Origin of the sequence: Thermocrispum municipale DSM 44069 (assembly GCF_000427825.1) — a bacterium.
Classification (GTDB): domain Bacteria; phylum Actinomycetota; class Actinomycetes; order Mycobacteriales; family Pseudonocardiaceae; genus Thermocrispum; species Thermocrispum municipale.
Genome location: NZ_ATYT01000009.1, coordinates 84,966 through 103,530, shown reverse-complemented (window position 1 = coordinate 103,530; position 18,565 = coordinate 84,966). Strand labels below are relative to the sequence as shown.

At 70.1% G+C, this 18,565-nt stretch carries 20 protein-coding genes; 9 read left to right on the top strand and 11 right to left on the bottom strand.

Annotated elements, in window-relative coordinates:
• Positions 1-102 precede the first annotated feature (102 nt).
• On the top strand, positions 103-1,005 hold the full coding sequence (locus YWM_RS23235; RefSeq protein ID WP_043660665.1) for a DUF3048 domain-containing protein: 903 nt from the start codon (positions 103-105) through the stop codon (positions 1,003-1,005).
• A 10-nt stretch (positions 1,006-1,015) separates the two neighbouring features.
• Here YWM_RS23235 and YWM_RS0111310 read toward each other — a convergent pair whose 3' ends face one another.
• Positions 1,016-2,275, bottom strand: a complete 1,260-nt coding sequence (locus YWM_RS0111310; protein WP_028850821.1) for an NAD(P)/FAD-dependent oxidoreductase — start codon at positions 2,273-2,275, stop codon at positions 1,016-1,018.
• A gap of 149 nt (positions 2,276-2,424) precedes the next feature.
• On the opposite strand from YWM_RS0111310, the gene YWM_RS0111305 reads away from it, so the two are divergent.
• Positions 2,425-3,948 (top strand): PucR family transcriptional regulator, encoded by a 1,524-nt coding sequence (locus tag YWM_RS0111305; protein WP_028850820.1) that lies wholly within the window; start codon positions 2,425-2,427, stop codon positions 3,946-3,948.
• Here YWM_RS0111305 and YWM_RS0111300 read toward each other — a convergent pair.
• Together YWM_RS0111300 and YWM_RS23230 are read right to left on the bottom strand one after the other, a co-directional pair.
• Positions 3,945-4,394 carry a hypothetical protein gene (locus YWM_RS0111300; RefSeq protein WP_052344793.1) on the bottom strand — a complete coding sequence of 150 codons (450 nt, stop codon included), beginning with the start codon at positions 4,392-4,394 and terminating at the stop codon, positions 3,945-3,947. The two genes, YWM_RS0111305 and YWM_RS0111300, sit on opposite strands and share 4 nt — an antisense overlap.
• The gene (locus tag YWM_RS23230) at positions 4,394-5,761 is read right to left on the bottom strand and encodes an MFS transporter (RefSeq protein WP_245566005.1); all 1,368 of its coding nucleotides are present in this window, start codon (positions 5,759-5,761) and stop codon (positions 4,394-4,396) included. The genes YWM_RS0111300 and YWM_RS23230 overlap by 1 nt, the downstream gene beginning before the upstream one ends.
• A gap of 473 nt (positions 5,762-6,234) precedes the next feature.
• Here YWM_RS23230 and YWM_RS0111290 point away from each other — a divergent pair, with 473 nt between their 5' ends.
• Positions 6,235-6,900, top strand: a complete 666-nt coding sequence (locus YWM_RS0111290; protein ID WP_028850819.1) for a TetR/AcrR family transcriptional regulator — start codon at positions 6,235-6,237, stop codon at positions 6,898-6,900.
• Between the two features lie 132 nt (positions 6,901-7,032).
• On the opposite strand, the gene YWM_RS0111285 is transcribed toward YWM_RS0111290, so the two are convergent.
• Entirely contained in the window at positions 7,033-7,323 is a 291-nt protein-coding gene (locus YWM_RS0111285) for a hypothetical protein (RefSeq protein ID WP_028850818.1), read from the bottom strand.
• A gap of 95 nt (positions 7,324-7,418) precedes the next feature.
• On the opposite strand from YWM_RS0111285, the gene YWM_RS25220 reads away from it, so the two are divergent.
• Positions 7,419-8,138 (top strand): hypothetical protein, encoded by a 720-nt coding sequence (locus tag YWM_RS25220; RefSeq protein WP_156914747.1) that lies wholly within the window; start codon positions 7,419-7,421, stop codon positions 8,136-8,138.
• A 4-nt stretch (positions 8,139-8,142) separates the two neighbouring features.
• Here the strand turns inward: YWM_RS25220 and YWM_RS23220 are convergent, their stop codons facing one another.
• Together YWM_RS23220 and ligD are read right to left on the bottom strand one after the other, a co-directional pair.
• Positions 8,143-9,129: a serine hydrolase gene (locus YWM_RS23220; protein WP_084612334.1), complete on the bottom strand. Its 987-nt coding sequence runs from the start codon at positions 9,127-9,129 to the stop codon at positions 8,143-8,145.
• Positions 9,130-9,223: 94 nt separating this feature from the next.
• Positions 9,224-10,180 (bottom strand): non-homologous end-joining DNA ligase, encoded by a 957-nt coding sequence (gene ligD, locus YWM_RS0111270; protein WP_028850817.1) that lies wholly within the window; start codon positions 10,178-10,180, stop codon positions 9,224-9,226.
• 69 nt (positions 10,181-10,249) lie between these two features.
• Here ligD and YWM_RS0111265 point away from each other — a divergent pair, with 69 nt between their 5' ends.
• Positions 10,250-10,633, top strand: a complete 384-nt coding sequence (locus tag YWM_RS0111265; RefSeq protein ID WP_028850816.1) for a YidH family protein — start codon at positions 10,250-10,252, stop codon at positions 10,631-10,633.
• Positions 10,634-10,639: 6 nt separating this feature from the next.
• Positions 10,640-10,966, top strand: coding sequence for a DUF202 domain-containing protein (locus YWM_RS0111260; protein WP_028850815.1), 327 nt, complete (start codon positions 10,640-10,642; stop codon positions 10,964-10,966).
• Here the strand turns inward: YWM_RS0111260 and YWM_RS26165 are convergent.
• From YWM_RS26165 to YWM_RS0111240, 4 genes are all read right to left on the bottom strand, one after another.
• Positions 10,963-11,403 (bottom strand): DUF6292 family protein, encoded by a 441-nt coding sequence (locus YWM_RS26165; RefSeq protein ID WP_156914746.1) that lies wholly within the window; start codon positions 11,401-11,403, stop codon positions 10,963-10,965. The genes YWM_RS0111260 and YWM_RS26165 overlap by 4 nt on opposite strands.
• Before the next feature lie 63 nt (positions 11,404-11,466).
• Positions 11,467-12,342 carry a SigB/SigF/SigG family RNA polymerase sigma factor gene (locus YWM_RS0111250; protein WP_084612332.1) on the bottom strand — a complete coding sequence of 292 codons (876 nt, stop codon included), beginning with the start codon at positions 12,340-12,342 and terminating at the stop codon, positions 11,467-11,469.
• Between the two features lie 201 nt (positions 12,343-12,543).
• Complete coding sequence (locus tag YWM_RS0111245; protein ID WP_043660659.1) at positions 12,544-14,160, bottom strand: non-homologous end-joining DNA ligase LigD; 1,617 nt, start codon at positions 14,158-14,160, stop codon at positions 12,544-12,546.
• Positions 14,161-14,191: 31 nt separating this feature from the next.
• Positions 14,192-14,677, bottom strand: a complete 486-nt coding sequence (locus tag YWM_RS0111240) for a Dps family protein (RefSeq protein WP_028850811.1) — start codon at positions 14,675-14,677, stop codon at positions 14,192-14,194.
• Positions 14,678-14,999: 322 nt separating this feature from the next.
• On the opposite strand from YWM_RS0111240, the gene YWM_RS0111235 reads away from it, so the two are divergent.
• From YWM_RS0111235 to YWM_RS0111225, 3 genes are all read left to right on the top strand, one after another.
• Positions 15,000-15,401, top strand: a complete 402-nt coding sequence (locus YWM_RS0111235; protein ID WP_425426542.1) for a DUF4383 domain-containing protein — start codon at positions 15,000-15,002, stop codon at positions 15,399-15,401.
• 366 nt (positions 15,402-15,767) lie between these two features.
• Complete coding sequence (locus YWM_RS0111230; RefSeq protein WP_043660744.1) at positions 15,768-16,670, top strand: universal stress protein; 903 nt, start codon at positions 15,768-15,770, stop codon at positions 16,668-16,670.
• Between the two features lie 75 nt (positions 16,671-16,745).
• Positions 16,746-17,717, top strand: a complete 972-nt coding sequence (locus tag YWM_RS0111225; protein ID WP_028850808.1) for an Acg family FMN-binding oxidoreductase — start codon at positions 16,746-16,748, stop codon at positions 17,715-17,717.
• On the opposite strand, the gene YWM_RS0111220 is transcribed toward YWM_RS0111225, so the two are convergent.
• The gene (locus YWM_RS0111220; RefSeq protein WP_028850807.1) at positions 17,718-18,548 is read right to left on the bottom strand and encodes a LuxR C-terminal-related transcriptional regulator; all 831 of its coding nucleotides are present in this window, start codon (positions 18,546-18,548) and stop codon (positions 17,718-17,720) included.
• Between the last annotated feature and the right edge of the window lie 17 nt (positions 18,549-18,565).

Sequence of the window (18,565 nt, the reverse complement as noted above, 5' to 3'; positions counted from 1 at the left end):
AGGAGCTTGAGGCGGAGTTGCCTGCCGTGTCGACCAGCAGGCGCCACCCGATCACGCGACGACAACCAGCGAAAACGCGGCGGCGCGCTGATCATTGCCGGCATGGGAGAGTCGCGAAAGTTCCAACTCGCCGTGCTGGCGGCGGCCGCCGCGGTGGCGAGCACGCTGATGGTTCCACCGGCGGCGGCGCAGCCGAGCGGGCTGCCCCCCGCACTGGTGGTGAAGGTCGACAACGCCGCGAAAGCACGGCCACACACCGGGCTGTCGTCGGCAGACGTGATCTACGTGGAGCCGGTCGAAGGCGGCATCACGAGATTCGCCGCCGTCTACTGGGGCAGGCGGCCCAGCGTGATCGGCCCCATCCGCAGCGCTCGGGAAACCGACATCAAGCTGCTGCGCTACCTCGACCGGCCGGTGCTGACCTACAGCGGCGCGTCACCCAAGCTGCAGCCGTTGCTGGACAAAGCCGACCTGGTGCACGCCACCCCGAAGACCGCAGGCAAAGCGTTCTACCGGGACAACGACGGACCGCGGCCGCACAACCTGTTCGTCGAACCGCGCCAGGTGCCCGCGACCGAGCCGGTCGACATGCCCCTGCACACCGGGCCCGCGCCCGCCGGCGGCAAGCAGATCACGTCGCACCGAGTCGATTTCGAGGCCGCGTCGTACCGGTTCACGTGGTCGACAGCGGACAAGGCATGGCGCGTGACGCTGGACGGCAAGCCGCTGACGTCCACCGAGAGCGGACGCCTGCGCGCCGACACCGTCGTCGTGCAACGGGTGACCATCGTGACCGGGGCCGACATCGTCGACTCGGCGGGCAATCCGTCGCCGGTCGTGGACTCCGTCGGGTCCGGGCCGGTCACCGTCCTGCGAGGTGGCCGCGAGTACACCGGCACCTGGACCCGAACCAGCGCGGACCGGGAGACGGTCTATCGCACGAAGACGGGTCAACCGTTGCCGCTGGGCGACGGGCAGGTGTGGATTCTCCTGCTCCCTCGGTGAACCGGGGCGGTCAGCGCAGCGGGTCGCAGTCGATCAGCGCGGCCGGCTGCTTGCCCGTGGTGATCTGCTCCGCGAGCAGGCGACCGGTCACCGGCCCCTGCGCCAGACCCCACATGCCGTGCCCGCCCGCGACGAACAGGTTCGGCTGCCGCGTGGCACCGATCAGCGGGCGGCCGTCCGGCGTCACCGGGCGCGGGCCGACCCATTCGTCGGTGCGCTCGTCCCAGCGGACACCGTCGAGCAACGGCCGGGTGGAGGCGACGATGGCCTCCAGACGCGCGGGCACGAACGGGTCGTCCGGCTTGCGGAACTCCATCGTCCCGGCGACCCGCAGCGCGCCCTGGTACGGCGTGCAGGCCACCCGGACCTCCGGCAGGTAGATCGGGCCGGGGATCTCGCGGTCGACCGGCACGGTGAACGAGTAGCCGCGGCCGGCGCGCACCGGGACGCGGACGCCCCACTCGCGGGCCATGGCCGACAACCACGCACCGGTCGCGACCACCGCGGCGTCCGCCCGGTAGGTCTGGCCGGAGCGGCCGTACACCGTGACCCCGGACTCCGCGGCCTGGATGTCGACCACCTCGACGGTGGAAATCGTGCCGCCGCGCGAGGTGACCGAGTCGGCCAGCGCGTGCACGAATCGTCCCGGGTTGACGAACCGCTGCTCGTCGATCCGCACGCCCGCGTTCAGCGCGTCCGAGGCCAGCGGCACGAGCTCGCGCAGTTGGTCACGCTCCAGCGCGGCGTGCGGGACATGCTGCCCGGCGTCGGCCATGCGCCGCAACTCGTGCAGCAGACCGACGGCCGCGCGCGGCGAGGTGAAGCCCGCGGTGATCGGACCGGGGTTGGTCGGCTCCGCGACGCCGTTGGCGGTGAGGACGTCGTAGGCCTCGATGGACTCCTCGTTGAGCGGCAGACCGGTCTGCACGGCCCTGGTCCACGAGCCCCAGTGACAGTTCGCCGCGAACCGGGTCAGAAACGCCCACAGCGCCGGGTCGAACGTCACCGGGATGTGCAGCGGCGCTTTCGGGTTGGCCAGCGACTTCAGGCCGTAGCGGAGCACGGACGGCTCGTTGAGCGGGATGGCCAGGCCGGGGGCGATCCAGCCCGCGTTACCCCAGGAGGAACCCGCGGCGACGCCCTTGCGATCAAGGACGGTGACTTCGACGCCGCGTTCTTGCAGGAACCAGGCGGTGGACAGACCGACGATTCCCGCGCCCACCACGATGACCGAACGGGGTCCGCCGTCGATGCGCTCGAAGCCTGCCATGGGTACCTCCCGCGCCTCGTGGGCGAAATGCTTGCGTTGGGGTGTAGCCCTGATGATGCCCGCCACAAGCCCGGTTCGCTTGTTCGTTCACCACAGTTTCACTAGCTTGGCTTGTTGTCCCACCACAACGTCGACGGGAGCGAGGGCGGATGGTTCGGCTGGATCGCCTCGTCAACGTGCTCGGGCGGTACGGCGTGCGCTTCCATCCGTCGTCCGCATCCCGAGACAGCGAACTGCGCAGCATCGTGGTGCACGACGCGACCGATCCCCGGCTGGACAGCGGCGACGTCTACATCGCGGTCGGGGTGGATTCCGCGGCGCGTGCCGTCGAGCTCGCCGCCACCGCGCACGCCTTGGTGGCGCTGGTCAGGGTCGGCAGGCACGACGAGATCGAGGCGCTGGTGCGGGAGTACGGGGTGGCGGTCCTGGCGCTGGACTCCGAGGTGTCGTGGAGCCAGATCACCGGCGTGGTCTACGGCTTGATCATGGAAGGCAGGGAGACCGAGTCCGGTCGCGGCCCCACGGACCTGTTCGCGCTGGCCGACAACATCGCCGACGCGGTCGGCGGACCGGTCACCATCGAGGATCAGATGTCGCGGGTGCTGGCCTACTCGGACCTGCAGCAGGGAGCGGACCGCGCCCGGTTGGAGACGATCCTGGGGCGGCGGGTGCCCGACGACGTGCGGTCGCTGTTCGAGCGGCAAGGAGTGTTCGCGAACCTGGCCGCCTCCGACGAACCGTTCTACGTGGCCGGGGACCCCGCGCTGGGGCTGAGCGGCCGGATGGTGGTGGCGGTACGCGCCGGACGGCAGATGCTCGGTTCGGTGTGGGTGGAGTGCGCCGAGCCCATCACCGGCGAGCAGTACGACGCGCTGGTCGACGGCTCCCGGGCGGTGGCCCTGCACCTGCTGCGGTCGCGGGCGAGCGCCGACCTCGAGCGGCAGATCGAGTCGGATCTGGTGATCCGGCTGCTGGAGGGCACCGCCGATGCCGCGGTCGCCAGCCAGCTGGGGTTGCAGCACACCGCGACCAGGGTGATCGCCATGCAGGCCCACGTGCGCGAGGAGCGGCACGCGGCGTTGCTGTTGACGTTCGAACGGGCCACCACCGGTTTCGGCTGGTCGCGACCCGGCCGCAGCGCATTGATCGGCAACACCCTGTACACGATCTTCGGCAGCGACAGCCTGCCCGCGGCGCGTACCTGGATCGACGACATCCGCGGGTCGCTTCCCGAGCACGCCGTCGTGACCGCTGGTATCGGCGGCGTCGCGTCGGTGGCGGAGCTGTCGGCGAGCAGGCAGGAAGCGGACGAATGTCTGGCGCTGCACGGCACCCGACCGGAGGGGTCGCCGCCGGTCGCTTATGACGAGTCCTGGGACGACATCTTGCTGCGCCGGCTGCGTGCGGTCTCGCAAGCGGGGCGGCGACCGCAGCGCGGACCCATCGGTGACCTGCGCAGACACGACGCCGAGCACGGCACCCGCTTCGTGTCGACGTTGCGGACCTGGCTGGAGACCGGCGGCGACCTGCCGGTGACGGCCAAACAGCTCGGCGTGCACCCCAACACCGTGCGGAACCGGCTCCGCAAGATGCACGAGGTGACCACGCTCGAGCTGGATGACCCGCGCAAACGGCGGGCGATGATCATCGCGTTGGCCGTCGACGGCGACTAGGCCGTGACGCGGCTGGGCTCGCGGCGCCACACCAGGACCACGGTCGCCAACCCGGCGACGCAGGGCAGCAGGTACAGCAGGCTCAGTTCGGTCGGCACTCCGACGTCACCGGACTCGTCGCGAATGAACACCATGGCAAGCGCGACGGTCAGGCCGGCCAGGAACGAGGCCGAGATCGCCCAGCGGGCCCAGCTCTTGTTCTTCTTGACCACCCAGATCGACCACAGCCAGCATGCGGCCGCCAGCACCGCGACGGTCGTGAAGAGCATGTTGTACGCGTCCAGTGTTTCCGCGACGCGCTCGGCGGTGTAGTCGGGGTACCCCTTCTTGATGTGGGCCTCCAGTGTCCCCGTGCTGGAGAACGAGACCAGCGTGGCCAGCGCGGTGAGCGCGATGCCGGCGTACATCGCCCACACCGCGTTCTTCTCGGGACTACGGGTCGACATCAGGTGTTCCTTTCGTGTTGTGCGGATGGTGCGGAGGTGTTCGTGGTGCGGGGCAGCACGGTGCCGGCGATCAGCACGGCCACCAGCAGGAGTGCGGCGCAGAGAGCCAGGCCGAGGGCGTAACCGCCGCTGAGCCCGGCCGGGGTGGGTGCATCGGAGAAGTGGTGTGCCGTGGTGCCCAGCGCGGCCAGACCCAGCGCGGCGCCGAGCTGCCGCGAGCTGTTGAGCAGGCCGGACGCCGTGCCGGACTCGTGCGCGGCAACACCGGCGGTCGCGGTGGAGACCAGTGGGGCCAGGCAGATCCCGAAGCCGATGCTGGTCACCACGGACGGCCCGAGCACGTCGGCAAGGAAAGTGCCGTCGGCGTCGACGAGGCCGAACCAGCCGAAGCCCGACGCGGTGACCACCCCGCCACCGATGAGCAGCAGGCGAGGGGCGAACCGGTAGCCGAGCTTGATGGCCACGACCGAGCCGACGATCACCCCGAGCGCGAACGGCAGGACTTCCAGCCCGGTCCGGGCAGGTCCGTGGTGCAGCACTCGCTGCAGGTAGAGCGAGATGAAGTAGAACGCCGAGGCCATGGCCGCGCCGAGCAGCAGGTTGAACAGGTTGGCGCCGGCGACGGACCGGTTGGTCAGCAGGCCGAGGCGAACCAGCGGGTCCCGCTCGGTGGTGCGCTCCACCTGCAAGAACGCCAACAGCAGCACGACGGCGACGGTCAGCGGAACGAGCGTGCTCGCCGACGTCCAGCCGTTGTGCTCGGTGCGCACGATGCCGTAGACCAGCAGCGTCATGCCCGCGGTGGCGAGCACGGCGCCGACGACGTCGGGCCGGGTGGAGCGGCTCGGACTGGGGCCGGGCGCGATGCGGTTGGCCAACAGCAGGGTGATCGCGACCATCGGCACGTTCACCCACATCACCCATTGCCAGCCCGCGTACTCGGTCAGCACGCCGCCTGCCACCACGCCGAAGGCACCACCGGCAGCGTTCATCGCGCTCCACACGCCGAAGGCGCGGACGCGCTCGCGGCCCGTCGGGAAAGTGGCGGTGAGCAGGGCGAGTGCGGCAGGCGCCAGCGCCGCTGCGCCGATGCCTTGGGCGGCTCGCGCGGCGATGAGATGCCCGGGCTCCTCGGCGAAGCCGCCGAGCAGCGACGCCGCGCCGAACGTGACGAGGCCGATCAGCAGCACCCGCTTGTGCCCGTAGCGGTCCGCTGCCTTGCCGCCGAGCAGAAGCAGGCCGCCGAAGGTCAACGCGTAGGCGTGAATGACCCACGTGAGGCCGACCGGGGTGAAGTCGAGCGCGGCCGCGATACGCGGAAGGCCCACGTTGACCACCGACAGATCCAGCGACACCAGGAACTGCACGACCGCGACCGCGAGGAGGGTGGCGCCGCGCGACAGGCCCGAGCGAGCGCTGTCAGTCGGGCCGGAGGGAACACCGTGGGACGGGTTCGAGGAAGCGCCGTGAGGCGAATCGGAGGGAGCGCCATCGGACTGGCCGGACGTGGTGCCGTCAGACAGGCCGGAGGGAGTGCCGTCGGACAGCCCGGGGGAAGTGTCGTGGGACGGGCCGGAGGTGGTGCCGCTGCCGGGAGAACGGCGTGCGGCACCACCGAGGCGGCGCGGGCCGACGCCGTGGCCGGCGGTGCCACCCCCAGCGGCACCGCGCTCGGCCGGTCGGCCCGGCTTCGAATTTTCGAACATGTTCCGAAAATAGCACAAGCGGACCCCGGGCGCGCTCGACCCATCAGGAACTCGCTGGAAAGAGTGAGGTCGCGGCTCGCCGGACGCGGCCCGTTCGCCGCCACCCACGCAGCATGATCGAGCATGATGGGACGATGACCACTTCGCCGACTCCGCGTCGGGCAGGCCGCCCGCCGAGGACGTCTCGTGCGCAGATCGTGGCGGCCGCTCGCAAGATCATCGACACCGAGGGCTGGGAGAAGCTGACCCTGCGGCGGTTGGCCGCGCAGCTGGGCATCGGCACCACGACGCTCTACCACCACGTGCGGGATCGCGAAGATCTCCTGATCCTGCTGATCAACGACGTGGTCGAACAACATCCGCTCAGCGACGTGCCCACCGAGCCGCGGGACCGCATCGTGGCGGCCGCGACGACGATGCGGGACGCGCTGGCCGCCGCGCCGTGGGCGGCCGAGGTGCTGGCGACCGACGGCTTCCTGGCACGCGTCGGACCCGGGGCGATCACGCTGGTGGAGACCATCGTCGCCGCGGCCACCGAGTACGGCTGCACGCACGAGCAAGCCGTGCGGGTGTTCCGCTCGCTGTGGTACTTCACGGTCGGCGAGATCGTGGTGCGCACCCGCACCGCGCGCAGACCGAAGGATTTCCGGTTCGCCGCGCTCGGCGACCTCGACCCGGCGACCCATCCACAGCTGGTCGCCATCGGCGACGAACTTTGGCAACGAGTGTCGGCCGGCGACCACTACGAAGAGAGCCTGCGCGCGTTCGTGGACGGATTGCTGGCACAGGCCATTGGCTGAGCGAGCCCGGGTCGGCCGGCGGTAACCGGGGCCGGAAGAGAGCTCCGGAGGGGAGTCCAGCAGCTCGAGGGCGCCGCCGTGCAGGGTGGAGCCCGTCACTGCTGACAGGGCTGCATGCCCTCCCGGGTCTCGTCAGCCGGGCTCTCCGCGTCGTTTCCGGTGCGCCACCCACACCAGATCCACGATCAGCACCGCGGCAAGGGCGAACAGCAACACGGCGGGCCAGATCATGTCGGCGATGACGATCCACAGCACGCCGACCGCGATGCTCAGCACGATGCCGACGCCGGCCAGCCACAGCCGCAATGTCAACGCGCTGTAGGTCGGCGCCGCACCGGCCCACCCGGCGGTGGGGTCGTGGTAGTCGGGCAATCCGCGCTCGTAATCGGCGCGAGTGCGGGGACGGTCGTCCTCGGAAGTCATCCCAGTGGCTACCCGTCCTGCGAGGTGAGCAACCGACCCGTGTGTCATCGGCGGGCCGGTCGGGTACGCACAGCAGTGCCCGACGACTGGAGCTGGTGACAGTGACCCAAGCGCAGCGACTGACCCAACTACTGGAGAAGCCCCGGCAGAAGTTGCTGAACGGCCCGCTCACGCGCGGCGCCATGCACGCCGCCAGGCGCGCGGGGGAGCTACGGCACGCGCGTGCCTTCCACCCTCGCGGCCGGACGTTCGAGGCGGAGTTCGACCTCGTGCGGCCCGCACGCATCGAGGGAGCCATCGGTGCGTGCGCCTACCGCGCGCAAGCCAGGCTGTCCAAAGCCGTATCCACGCCCGGGCAGTTCCCGGACATCCTCGGCCTGGCGTTCCGGGTGCACGGCGTCGGCGAGACGCCGCTGGACGTCGCGCTGGCGACCGCCAAACGTCCCCCGGTCGCGCGCCACATGCTGGTGCCCAGTGGCAGCTTCACGCATGCGTTCTACTCGTCGCTGCTGCCGTACCGGATCGGCGAGCGACGCATGCTCATCGGCGCCCAGGCCGAACACGGCTCGCACGATGTCCCGGCGGACGTCAACGAACTGCTGCACGCCGCGCCGCTGGTGTTCCGGATCCTGGTCGCCGAGCCGCGCGGTCCCTGGGTCGACATCGGCCTGCTGACGTTGACCGCGGCGGTCGGCGACGACCCGCACTTCGACGTGGTACGCAATTCGTTGCCGCAGCTGCAGCCGGTCGGCTGGCTCAACCGGCTGCGCGGGCCGGTCTACCGCGCGTCCCAGCGCGGCCGTGACGAGACGTAGCTGCTCACAGCTCGTCGACGGCGTCCAGCATCGTGCGCCCGATGACCGAACGGGCCTGGACCGCGGGGTGGGTGGCTCCGTAGTTCTCGGTGTCGCCGAGCTGACCTGCGAACAGCGAGAAGATCAACGTCGGCGCGCCGTCGTGGTCGTAGATGACGCCGACCTCGTGGCGCCGGTCCTCGTAGGCGCCGTATTTCGCCGCGACCCGGATGCGCTCCTGCGAGGACATCACGCGCCGGATGCCGTCGGTGTAGCCGGGCTCGGTCCACCGCATGATCGACAGCAGGAAGTCGCACGATTCCGGAGACAGCAGCGTGTGCCCGGCGAGCCCGGTGAGCAGGCGGTGCATCTCCGCGGGCGTGGTGTTGCCGTGGAAGAACAGGTCCGGGTCCTCCTCGTTCTCCGCCACCCGGGTGACGGAGAAGCCCTTGTCGGCCAGGATCCCGTTCAGCTCGTCGCGCGGGCACACCCGAGCGATCAGCGGCAGCGCGGAGTTCTCCGACGCGATGAGCAGGTTGACCAGGATGTTGGCCAACGTCAGCCGGTCGCCGTACACCTTCTGCAGGTGCCAGGTTCCGCTGGTGTCGGGGTCGTTCTCGATGTCGCTCGCGGTGAGCTCCAGGCGCTGGTCGAGCGCCAGTTCACCGCGGTCCACCTTGTCCATCACGGCCAGCGCCATGGCCAGCTTGTTCACGCTGGCGGCGTGGATCTCGGTGTCGCGGTTCTCGTCGATCACCACGGTCGGCTCGTTCTCGCCGCTGTGCAGCGTGACGTAGGACAGCCACTGGCCGCCCGCGCGCCGCGTCTCGCGCTGGTAGACCCTGCGGATCTTCTGCACCGGTGACCCGCCGACTTCGTCGGCCGCCGCGGCGCCCTGACCGATCAGTGCGGTGCCCGCGACCGCGGCCGTGGCCGCCAGTCCGCCGCGTAGCAGCGTCGCCCTCGAGATGGTCGGCTGGTCGTCCCCGTCGTGTCGCGACTCGGTTGCCATCGACGCCCTCCCTGCGGTCGGTCCCTCGCTTCGCCGAAGCGGGAACCTACCAGCCGGGGCGCCACCGGTCACCCCGGAAGAAACGGCGCGTTGTTCACTCGCCGAGCCCGTCGCCTTCCGCTTCGTCACGCTCGGCCCACTCCAGCAGCGGCGCGAGCGAGAACGCCTCGTCGTCGATGCCTTCGTGCACGTCGCCGAGTTCGGCGAACCGTTTCGGCACGGTCGCCATCGTGCAGTCCCGCGGGTCGATGTCGTCCAGTTCGTCCCAGGTGAACGGGGTGGACACCGTCGCATCCGGGGTTCCGCGGACCGAGTACGCGCATGCCATGGTGTGGTCGCGGGCGTTCTGGTTGAAGTCCACGAACAGGTCGCGGGGGCTGCGGTCCTTGCGCCACCACGCCGTCGTCACGTCGTCCGGATTCCGCCGCTCGAGTTCTTTGGCGAACGCGTGCGCAGCCCGCCGAACGTCGCTGAACTCCCAGTCCGGCGTGATGCGGACGTAGATGTGCAGCCCATGACCGCCGGACGTCTTCGGATAGCCGGTGATGCCCAGCTCGTCCAGCACCTCGCGCGCGGATCCCGCGACCCGCCGTACGGTGTCGAACGGGCACTCGGGCATCGGGTCGAGGTCGATCCGCCACTCGTCGGGCTTCTCGGTGTCGGCACGCCGGGAGTTCCACGGATGGAACTCGACGGTGGACATCTGCACCGCCCAAATCACGTCGGCCAGCTTGGTCACGCACAGTTCGTCGGCGTGCCGGTTGTACCGGGGGAAGTGCAGCCGGACGGTCTCGAGCCACTCCGGCGCGCCGTGCGGGACGCGCTTCTGGTGCACCTTCTCGCCTGCCACGCCGTCCGGGAAGCGATGCAGCATGCACGGCCGCTCGCGCAAGGCGCGCACGATGCCGTCGCCGACGCTGATGTAGTAGTTGGCCAGGTCGAGCTTGGTCGCTCCGGTCTTCGGGAAGTAGACCCGGTCCGGATTGGACAGTCGGACGATGTGGTCGCCGACCTCGAGTTCGACCGCCGGTGACTTCGGCTTGCTCGCCATACGCTCACGGTACGCGGGGTTGACGCACGTCACCGGCCACAACGGACGGCGTCGGGCATACTGCTGGCGATGAGTGCTGACGATTCGGTGGCCGAGGATCGGCGCTGGCCGCGCTCGGTGTACGGCCACGGTGACGAACCCGATCCGCGTTTCTCGTTGGCCAACGAACGAACGTTCCTCGCCTGGATCCGCACTTCGCTCGGCCTGCTCGCCGGCTCGGTGGCCGTCCACCTGATCGACTTCGACGTCGACGACACGATCCCGAAGATCGCGGCCGCCCTGCTGGCGTTGACCGGACTGGCGTGTGCGGCCGAAGCGTGGCGAGGGTGGTCGAAGACCGAGCGTGCTCTCCGAGAACAGCGCCCCCTGCCGTCCAGCCGGATCAGCATCGTGGTGGTGGGCGTCGTGGTCGTGGTGGCCGCGGGCCTGGCCGTGCTGAGCGTGTGGGGGTAACCCAGCGTGGGGTACCGGCCGGACGGTTTGCAGCAGGAGCGCACAGCGCTTGCCTGGCGGCGCAGCGCACTGGGGTTCGTGCTGGTCAGCGTGCTGATCATGCGTGCTGGGGTGGTGGCGGAACAGCCGGTGATCGTGGCGTTGAGCCTGGCGGTCGTCCCAGTCGCACTGCTGGTCTTCTGGCTGACTTACCGAGCCCGTCCCTGGCGGCGAGCCTCCGCGGCACCCCCGCGGGGCCTGGCGGTGCTCAGCGACGGCAGGCTGCCCGCACTGATCACCGGAGTGGCCATCGCGCTGTGCGGATTGGTCGCGGTGCTCGCGTTCGTGTCCTAGGCGTACGCCGCGAGCCGCGCGGCGATCTCACCACGCTCGGCGCCGCGCACACTGCCGACCAGACCGGCGTCGACGGGATACCCGCTCACGACGTGCCGGACGAACTCCGCGACCGTGGCCGGCGGTGGCAGCAGATCCTCGGTGTACCAGGCCAGGATCAACAGGTCCTCGCCGGACCCGGTCTCCATGCCGACCGCCCAGCCGCGCTCGTCGTCCCACATCAGGGCCAGATCCCTGGTCGGCCTGTCCGGCAGCCGATCCTCGAGTGCGATGTACGCGTTGGCGGAATCGGCCCACTCGCACCACTGCGCCGACGGCCCCGCGCCCACGAGCGCGGCAACCAGGCGCACGTAGGCACGCAGGCCCCGTTCGACCATGAAGGGAGTGGGTTCGTCGCCCAGCGGGCCGACCCCAGGAAGGATCGGCGCAGTCGTCATCACAAGTCCCTGAGAAGAGTGAGTGAGAGAAAGGAAGAGGGACCCCGCGAACAGGGGCCGGTGCTAGGAGTCGGTGAGCGCCTCGCGCAGCTGGGCCAGTGATGCGGCGAGCAGCCTGCTGACGTGCATCTGGGAGACACCGACGGCCTGCGCGATCTGGCTCTGCGTCATGTCGTGGAAGAACCGCAGCGCGACGATGCGCTGCTCGCGCGGCGGAAGCAGGCGCATGGCGCGGCGCAGCACCGCCGCGTTCTCCACCGTGGTGAACTCGCCGTCGGACTCGCCGATCAGCTCGCCGAGCTCGGTATCGGAATCGCTCTGCCCCATGGACCGGTTCAGTGACTCGGGCCGGTAGGCCGCGGACGCCGACAGGCCCTCGTAGACCTCCTCGGTGCTCAGCCCGAGATGGTCGGCCAGCTCGCTCGGCCGCGGGGACCGACCGAGGTTCTCGGTGAGCTCGGTGGCGGCCTCGTTCAGCGCCTGGCGCAGCTCCTTGAGCCTGCGCGGCACCCGCAGCGCCCACGTCGAATCCCGGAAGTGCCGCTGCAGTTCGCCGCGAATCGTCGGGATGGCGAACGGCAGGAAGCCGCGTCCGTACTCGGGCTGATAGCGGTCGACGGCGTTGATCAGCCCGATCGTGGCCACCTGGCGCAAGTCCTGGCTCGGCTCCCCGCGATGCCGGTAGACCTGTGCGATGTGCTCGGCCACCGGGAGATGCGCGGCGATCAACCGCTCCCGCAGCTGCTCGCGCCGCGGGTCGTCGTCCGCCATGTCCTGCAACTGGCAGAACAACGGCTCGTACTCGTCGTACTCGCCACGGCGGGTCGACCGGGCCGGACTCGTGGTCTGCTCGGCCGCCTCGTCGGCACTGATCGCCGGTGAGTCCCCGAGTGCGGTGATCACGCTGGTGCGCGGTGCGGTGGCGCTGGTTGTGGTCATGGCGTCCCTCCAGCTGGAGGCCGCCGAGCTGCACGCAGCCTCAGGTCGTCATGAACGGCTGTCTTCTCAACCGGCGGATCCCACCATAGGCTGAGACAGACAAGTTTGTCTACTGCGTGCCTGACGATTGCCGGGAAGAAACCCCCGAGCTGGTTATCCGGGCGACGACGACCGCGCGAACGTGCACGTCGGAGGCGAGGTCTACAGCTTCGGCAGGTCCTGCTGATACCCGATGAGCGGCGCCAGCGGGTCGCCGACCTGCTGCACCCGATCGATCACCGTGTGCGCCGTCCAGCCGTCCGGCGCCAGGTCGTCGTCGTCCAGTTCGTCCCAGGTGATCGGCACCGAAACCGGCGCGCCCGGACGTGGCCGAAGGCTGAACGGCGCCACCAACGTGCGATTGATCGCGTTCTGCGTGTAGTCCAAGCGCGCCAGACCCTTGCGTTTGCCGCGTTCCCACTCCCAGCTGATCAACTCGGGCACGGTGGCGCCGACCGCGCGGGAGAGGCCGTGCACCCAGTCGCGAGTCTGGTCGAACGTGTACCCGTCACGCACCGGGATCCAGATCTGCACGCCGCGTTGTCCGGTGACCTTCGGCATGCCTGCCACCCGCAGGTGTTCCAGCGCAGCCCGGTACAGCCGGGCCAGGACGAGCACGTCGGCGAAGCCGGTGCTCTCGCCGGGGTCGATGTCGATCAAGGCCCAGCTGGGCTGGTGTGGATCGGCGGCGGTCGACGTCCACGGGTGGAGTTCGAGCGCGGCGAAGTTGGCCGCCCACACCAGCGCGGGCGTGCTGTCCAGGATCGGGTAGGTCTGCGTGGTGCCGGGTTCCGGATCGGGATGATCCCAGCGGGTCAACCACTGCGGCGCGTGCCCGGGGACCTCTTTGTGCCAGAAGCCCTGCCGCGCGAGCCCGTCGGGAAACCGGTGGAAGTTCACCGGCCGGTCGGCCAGGTAGGGCAGCAGGTACGGCGCCATCGTGGCGTAATACGCGATCACGTCGCGCTTGGTCAGCGGGTCCGTGGCACGCGCGCCGGGGAAGAGCGTCTTGTCCAGATTGGACAGCCGTACCCGGCGCCCGCCGATCGACCACTGGCCGTCGCCGGTCATGCCGGCGAGCGCGTCGAGCTGCTTGTCGTCCGGCCCCTGCCATTCGTCGCGCGCCGGGCCGGTCAGCCGTCGTTCCGCCGCGTCACTGGACGCGTCACTGTTCCACGTGGCAGGCGGGGCGAGCGCGATCTCGCTGTTGGTGTGGCCGGACTTGACCGAGCGCGGCCATTCCTCGGGGTCCCACCCGGGCTCGGCGTACTCGTCGTTCTTGTGCAGCAACAGCCACTGGCTGTCCTCCCGGCGGGTGAGCACGAATCGGCCGCGCAGCTTCTCCCCGTTGAGGTCGAAGTGCAGGTCGCCGTCGTCGACCGCCTGCTGCGGATCGTCGCCTTTGCCCAGCTGCCAGGTTCCCCAGTCCCACACGATGACGTCCCCGCCGCCGTACTCGCCGCGCGGGATGACACCTTCGAAATCGAAGTAGTCCAGCGGGTGGTCTTCGACGTGCACGGCCAGGTGGCGGGCCTTCGGGTCCAGCGTGGGGCCCTTCGGCACGGCCCAGCTGGCCAGCACACCGGACATCTCCAGGCGCAGGTCGTAGTGCAGGCGGCCGGCTCGGTGGCGTTGCACCACGAACCGCAGCGTGCCGTCCGGTGGCGCACTCGGGGCACCGGACGGCACGCGCGAGCGACCGGACGGTTCGGACGTCCGGTCGAAATCGCGCTTGGCGCGATACCGCGCCAGCCGGTCGGTGCTCGCCGACGTGGTCACGCGAGCACCTCCGCGGCTGGGCTCGCCCGGGTCAGGACGTGGCGAGCTTCGCCTGCCACATCCAGTGGGCTTCTTCCAGCTTCGAGGTGATCTCGATGACCAGGTCCTGGCTCACCGGATCCGCCTTGTCCAGCGGCTCGATGGCCTCCCTGGCGTGGCCGATCGCCGTGCCCAGCGCGGAGACGACGATCTCGATCGCTTCCTTGTCGGTCGTCCAGCGCGCCTCGAGGTCGGCGAGGCCGGAGCTTTCCGCCACCGTGCGGGCGCGACCGTCCGGCGGCACGCCCAGGGTCGCGGCGCGCTCGGCAACCTGATCGGCGTACTCGCGGGCCGTCGTCACCAACTCGTCCAGGTGCAGATGCACGTCGCGGAAGAACCGGCCGACCACGGTCCAGTGCGCCTGCTTGGCCAGCAGGTGCAGCTGAATGAGGTCGACCAGGATCTGCTGCAAGTACTTGCCGGTGATCTCCTGGTCGGCGTCGTTGAGCGGCCCGGTGATCGGGGACGGAGAAGTCATGGTCGTCCTTTCGTTTCGCGTGCGCGTCGAGCCGGCCCGGCTCGCCTTGTCCACCGCGACAAGGCCGTATCCGCCGGGCGCGCCAGCTCGCGTCACGGTTGGGTACCCATCCGACGCAACCGACGAACCTTGACGCGGATGTGACGCGCAGGAAACGGACGTGTTACGGCGGGTGTCGACCGGGCCGAAGCGGGGTAACCGCGGATCACGTCGTGTCGACGTACTAGTTGCGCGCCTATTTGCGGAGGTACCCATGGCAGAGCGCATTCCCCCTCAAAACGTCACGCCACGCGAGAAACAAGAACCCGTGCGGCTCGTCGCCATGGTCGTGGCGGCGGTGTTTCTGCTGGTGGGCATCCTGGGGTTCATCCCCGGCATCACCAGCGACTTCGACACGATGACCTTCGCCGGTCACGAGTCCGGTGCCATGTTGCTCGGCATCTTCAACGTGTCCGTGCTGCACAACCTGGTTCACCTGGCCTTCGGTGTGGTCGGCCTGGTTCTGGCGCGCTCGGCGGCGGGAGCGAACGCGTTCCTGCTGGTCGGCGGGATCATCTACCTCGGGTTGGTGCTGTACGGCCTGATCATCGACGAAGCCAGTGCGGCCAACTTCGTGCCGCTGAACGCGGCGGACAACTGGCTGCACCTGGTGTTGGGCGTCGGCATGATCGGCCTCGCCCTGGCCCTGCGTCCGCGCTACGCGGGCGGCCACACCACGGCCTGATCACCGCGACGAACAAGCGCCGGTGCCGCTTTCCAGCGGCGCCGGCGTTGTGCTGTGCACGCGGGTAGTGGGCCAGTGCTGCCGTGCGCGATCGGTGGCGGGCAAGGCTGCCGCGCGGTAGGCGATGTCCTGGACTACTGTGCACGTCAGGTGCCGGGTTGCTGCGCGCGCTCGGCGTCGCCGAAGGTGTGGCGTCCCAGACAGTCCCCCTGAGCGCTGTGCGCGAAAGGTAACGGCCCGGCTCCGGGTGGCGAACCCGGTCATGAGCCCCGGTTGATCGCGTGTGTCAGGCACGCTGCCTACGCGCGGCCGCCGACGGGCGAGGGCGGCGGCCGGGACGTCGGCCGCACAGTGCAGGAGGTCGGTATGGACGGTAGTAAACCCATCGTGGCGGGGGTCGATGGCTCGGCCTCATCACTACAGGCAGTGCGCTGGGCCGCTGCCGAGGCGGCACGCCGCAACGTCCCGTTGCGCTTGCTGATGGCCCGCGCGCTGCCGCGCCCGAACCGGTTCGAGGCCATGTTGGCGCCGGACGCCCACAACGCCCTGCTCGACCAGGCTCGGCAGACGCTGCTGGACGCCGAACGCGCAGCCACCGAGCAGGCCGAGGGCCTCGAGGTCAGTCGCGACCTGCAGGTGACAGCCGCAGCCCCGGCGTTGATCGCGGCATCGCATCGCGCGCAGCTGGTCGTGGTCGGTTCGAGTGGGTTGGGTGGCGTCGCCGGGCTGTTCATCGGCTCGGTCGCGCTCGCCACCGCAGCGCACAGCAAATGCCCGGTCGTGGTGGTCCGTGGCGACGACGAACCGCAGAGGGTCGAGCGGCCGATCGTCGTCGGCGTGGACGGCACATCGCTGTCCGACCCTGCCGTCGACTTCGCCTTCGAGACCGCCGCCATCCACGACTCCGACCTGCTCGTGGTGCACGTCCGTTCCGGCCGGGGCGACCGCAGCGAGGAGGCGCGCGAAGCGGCGGAGGAAAGCGTGCGCACAGCGATCGCGGAGCAACTGCGTCCGTGGACCGACAAGTACCCGAAGGTCGCCGTGCGGATCGCGGTCCGCACCGGGCGGCCGCAGCCGCTGCTGGTCGAGCTCAGCCACAACGCGCAGCTGATCGTGGTCGGGACGCGTGGCAGGGGGGCGCTCGCCGGTATCGCGCTCGGCTCGGTGGGTCATGCGCTGCTGCACAAGGCGGCGTGCCCGGTCGCGCTGGCCAGGTCGGTGACGGCACCGAACGACCCGGAAGTTGCCGAAGGTCCCGTTGACCGGTGACTTCCAGCCGTGCCGATGTCCCGGTGGTCATCGGCAGCATCGACAGTGCCGGGGTAGCACGTCGTGGAGGCAGAGATGAGCCCTCTCGCACCAGAACTGAGCGAGGCGCTGGGCATGGCCGTGCGGGCCCCGTCGCCCTACAACACGCAACCGTGGCGGTTCGTCGTCGACGAGAACCGGATCGACCTCTACCTCGATCCGGAGCGCGTGCTGCACACCTCCGACCCCGAGGGTCGGCAAGCCCGCTTGTCGTGCGGCGCGGCCCTGTTCAACCTGCGGCTCGGCATCCGGGCGCACGGACGGGCCGCACTGGTCGAGATCGCTCCGGATCCCGGCCGGCCCGACCTGCTGGCCACCGTGCGCATCGGCGGCGTCCAGCCGAAGACGATCACCGAGGACCGGCTGGCCAGGGCCATCGAACGCAGGCACACCAACCGACGGCCGTTCTTGGACCGTCCGGTGGAGCTGCCGCTGCGCAGCGGGCTGAAAGCGGCAGCGCGGGCGGAGAACGCGCTGGTGGAACTGGTCGACGCGAGCGGGCGCACGGCCCCGCGCTACCGGATCATCGCCGACTTGGTCCGGCAGGCCGACACCGTGCAGCAGAACGACCCGCGGTACCAGTGGGAGTCCCAGCGATGGTCGGGCGGCCCGTCGGAGCGACGGGACGGTGTGCCCGCGACGGCGTTCGGCCCGGAACCGGACGGCGACCGGGTGTTGAAGCTGCGCAGCTTCCCGCGCGAGACGGCCCCGCCACCGCGCCGCGAGTTCGAACAACAGCCGCTGCTGGTCGCCGTGCTCACCTACAGCCGTGGCATCGACGCGGACGTCATCGCCGGGATGGCGATGCAGCGGGTGCTGCTCACCGCGAGCGATCTGGGGTTGAGTTCGTCGTTCCTCACCCAGCCGTTCGAGGTGCCGCAGACCCGCGCGCAGCTGACCGAGCTGTTCAAACCGCACGAGATCCACACGCTGCTCCGCGTCGGCTACGGCTATCCCGTCGCGCCCACCCCACGGCGGGCCGTCGACGACGTCATCGTCCGGAGCTGACTAATCGAGCAGGCCTGCTTGCCGGGCGAGCCGCACCGCGTGCGTGCGGTTGGTCGCGCCGAGCTTGCGGTTGATGCTGCGCAGGTACGCCTTCACCGTGTTCGGCCGCAAGCCGAGGTCCGCCGCGATGTCGTTGTTCTTGGCACCCAGCGCGACGAGCCGGAGCACGTCCGCCTCCCGCTTCGACAACGGGCCGCCCGCGGACGCTGCGCGGTCGGGAGCCAGGCGCCGGAGCCGGTCCGACATGCTCGACAACCGTCGGCGGGCCACGGGGTCGTGCACCAGGTCGATGATGGACTCGAGTTCGTCACGCAGCTCGCCGACCAACTCCATCCGGGTGTGCGTCAGCTGCTCGGCGACCCGCCGCCGAACCTCCTGGTTGACGAGCAGATCCCGCTCGAGCCGGCGCACCACGGTCATCGCCCGCGCGACCGTCCGGTCGCCGAGCACCACGGTCGAGCGATGCGCGAGGTAGAGCAGGCCGGCCGGGGCGCGGTCGAGCATCACCGGGATGGCCAGCGCGGTGTAGATCTTCTCGGGCGCGACCGCCTGGTCGTAGGTGTGCACGATCTCGTCGGCGTTGAAGTAGTCGCGCACCATGGCGGGCTTGCCGCTCGCCAGTGCCTTGCCGCCCAGCCCGGAACCGGCGCGCACCCGCAGGTGCCGCAGGCTCTGTGCGAGGTTGCCGTCCAAGTGCCGGATCGTGATGGCGTTCGGTGCGCTCAGACTGCGGGGACCGCCGAACGTCAGGTCGACACCGCACGCCGAGCGCATCTGCCGGACGGCGCTCTGCAGCATCTGGTCGACCTCGTTCTCCGAGGTACTGGCCATGCCCGACATGGCGACAT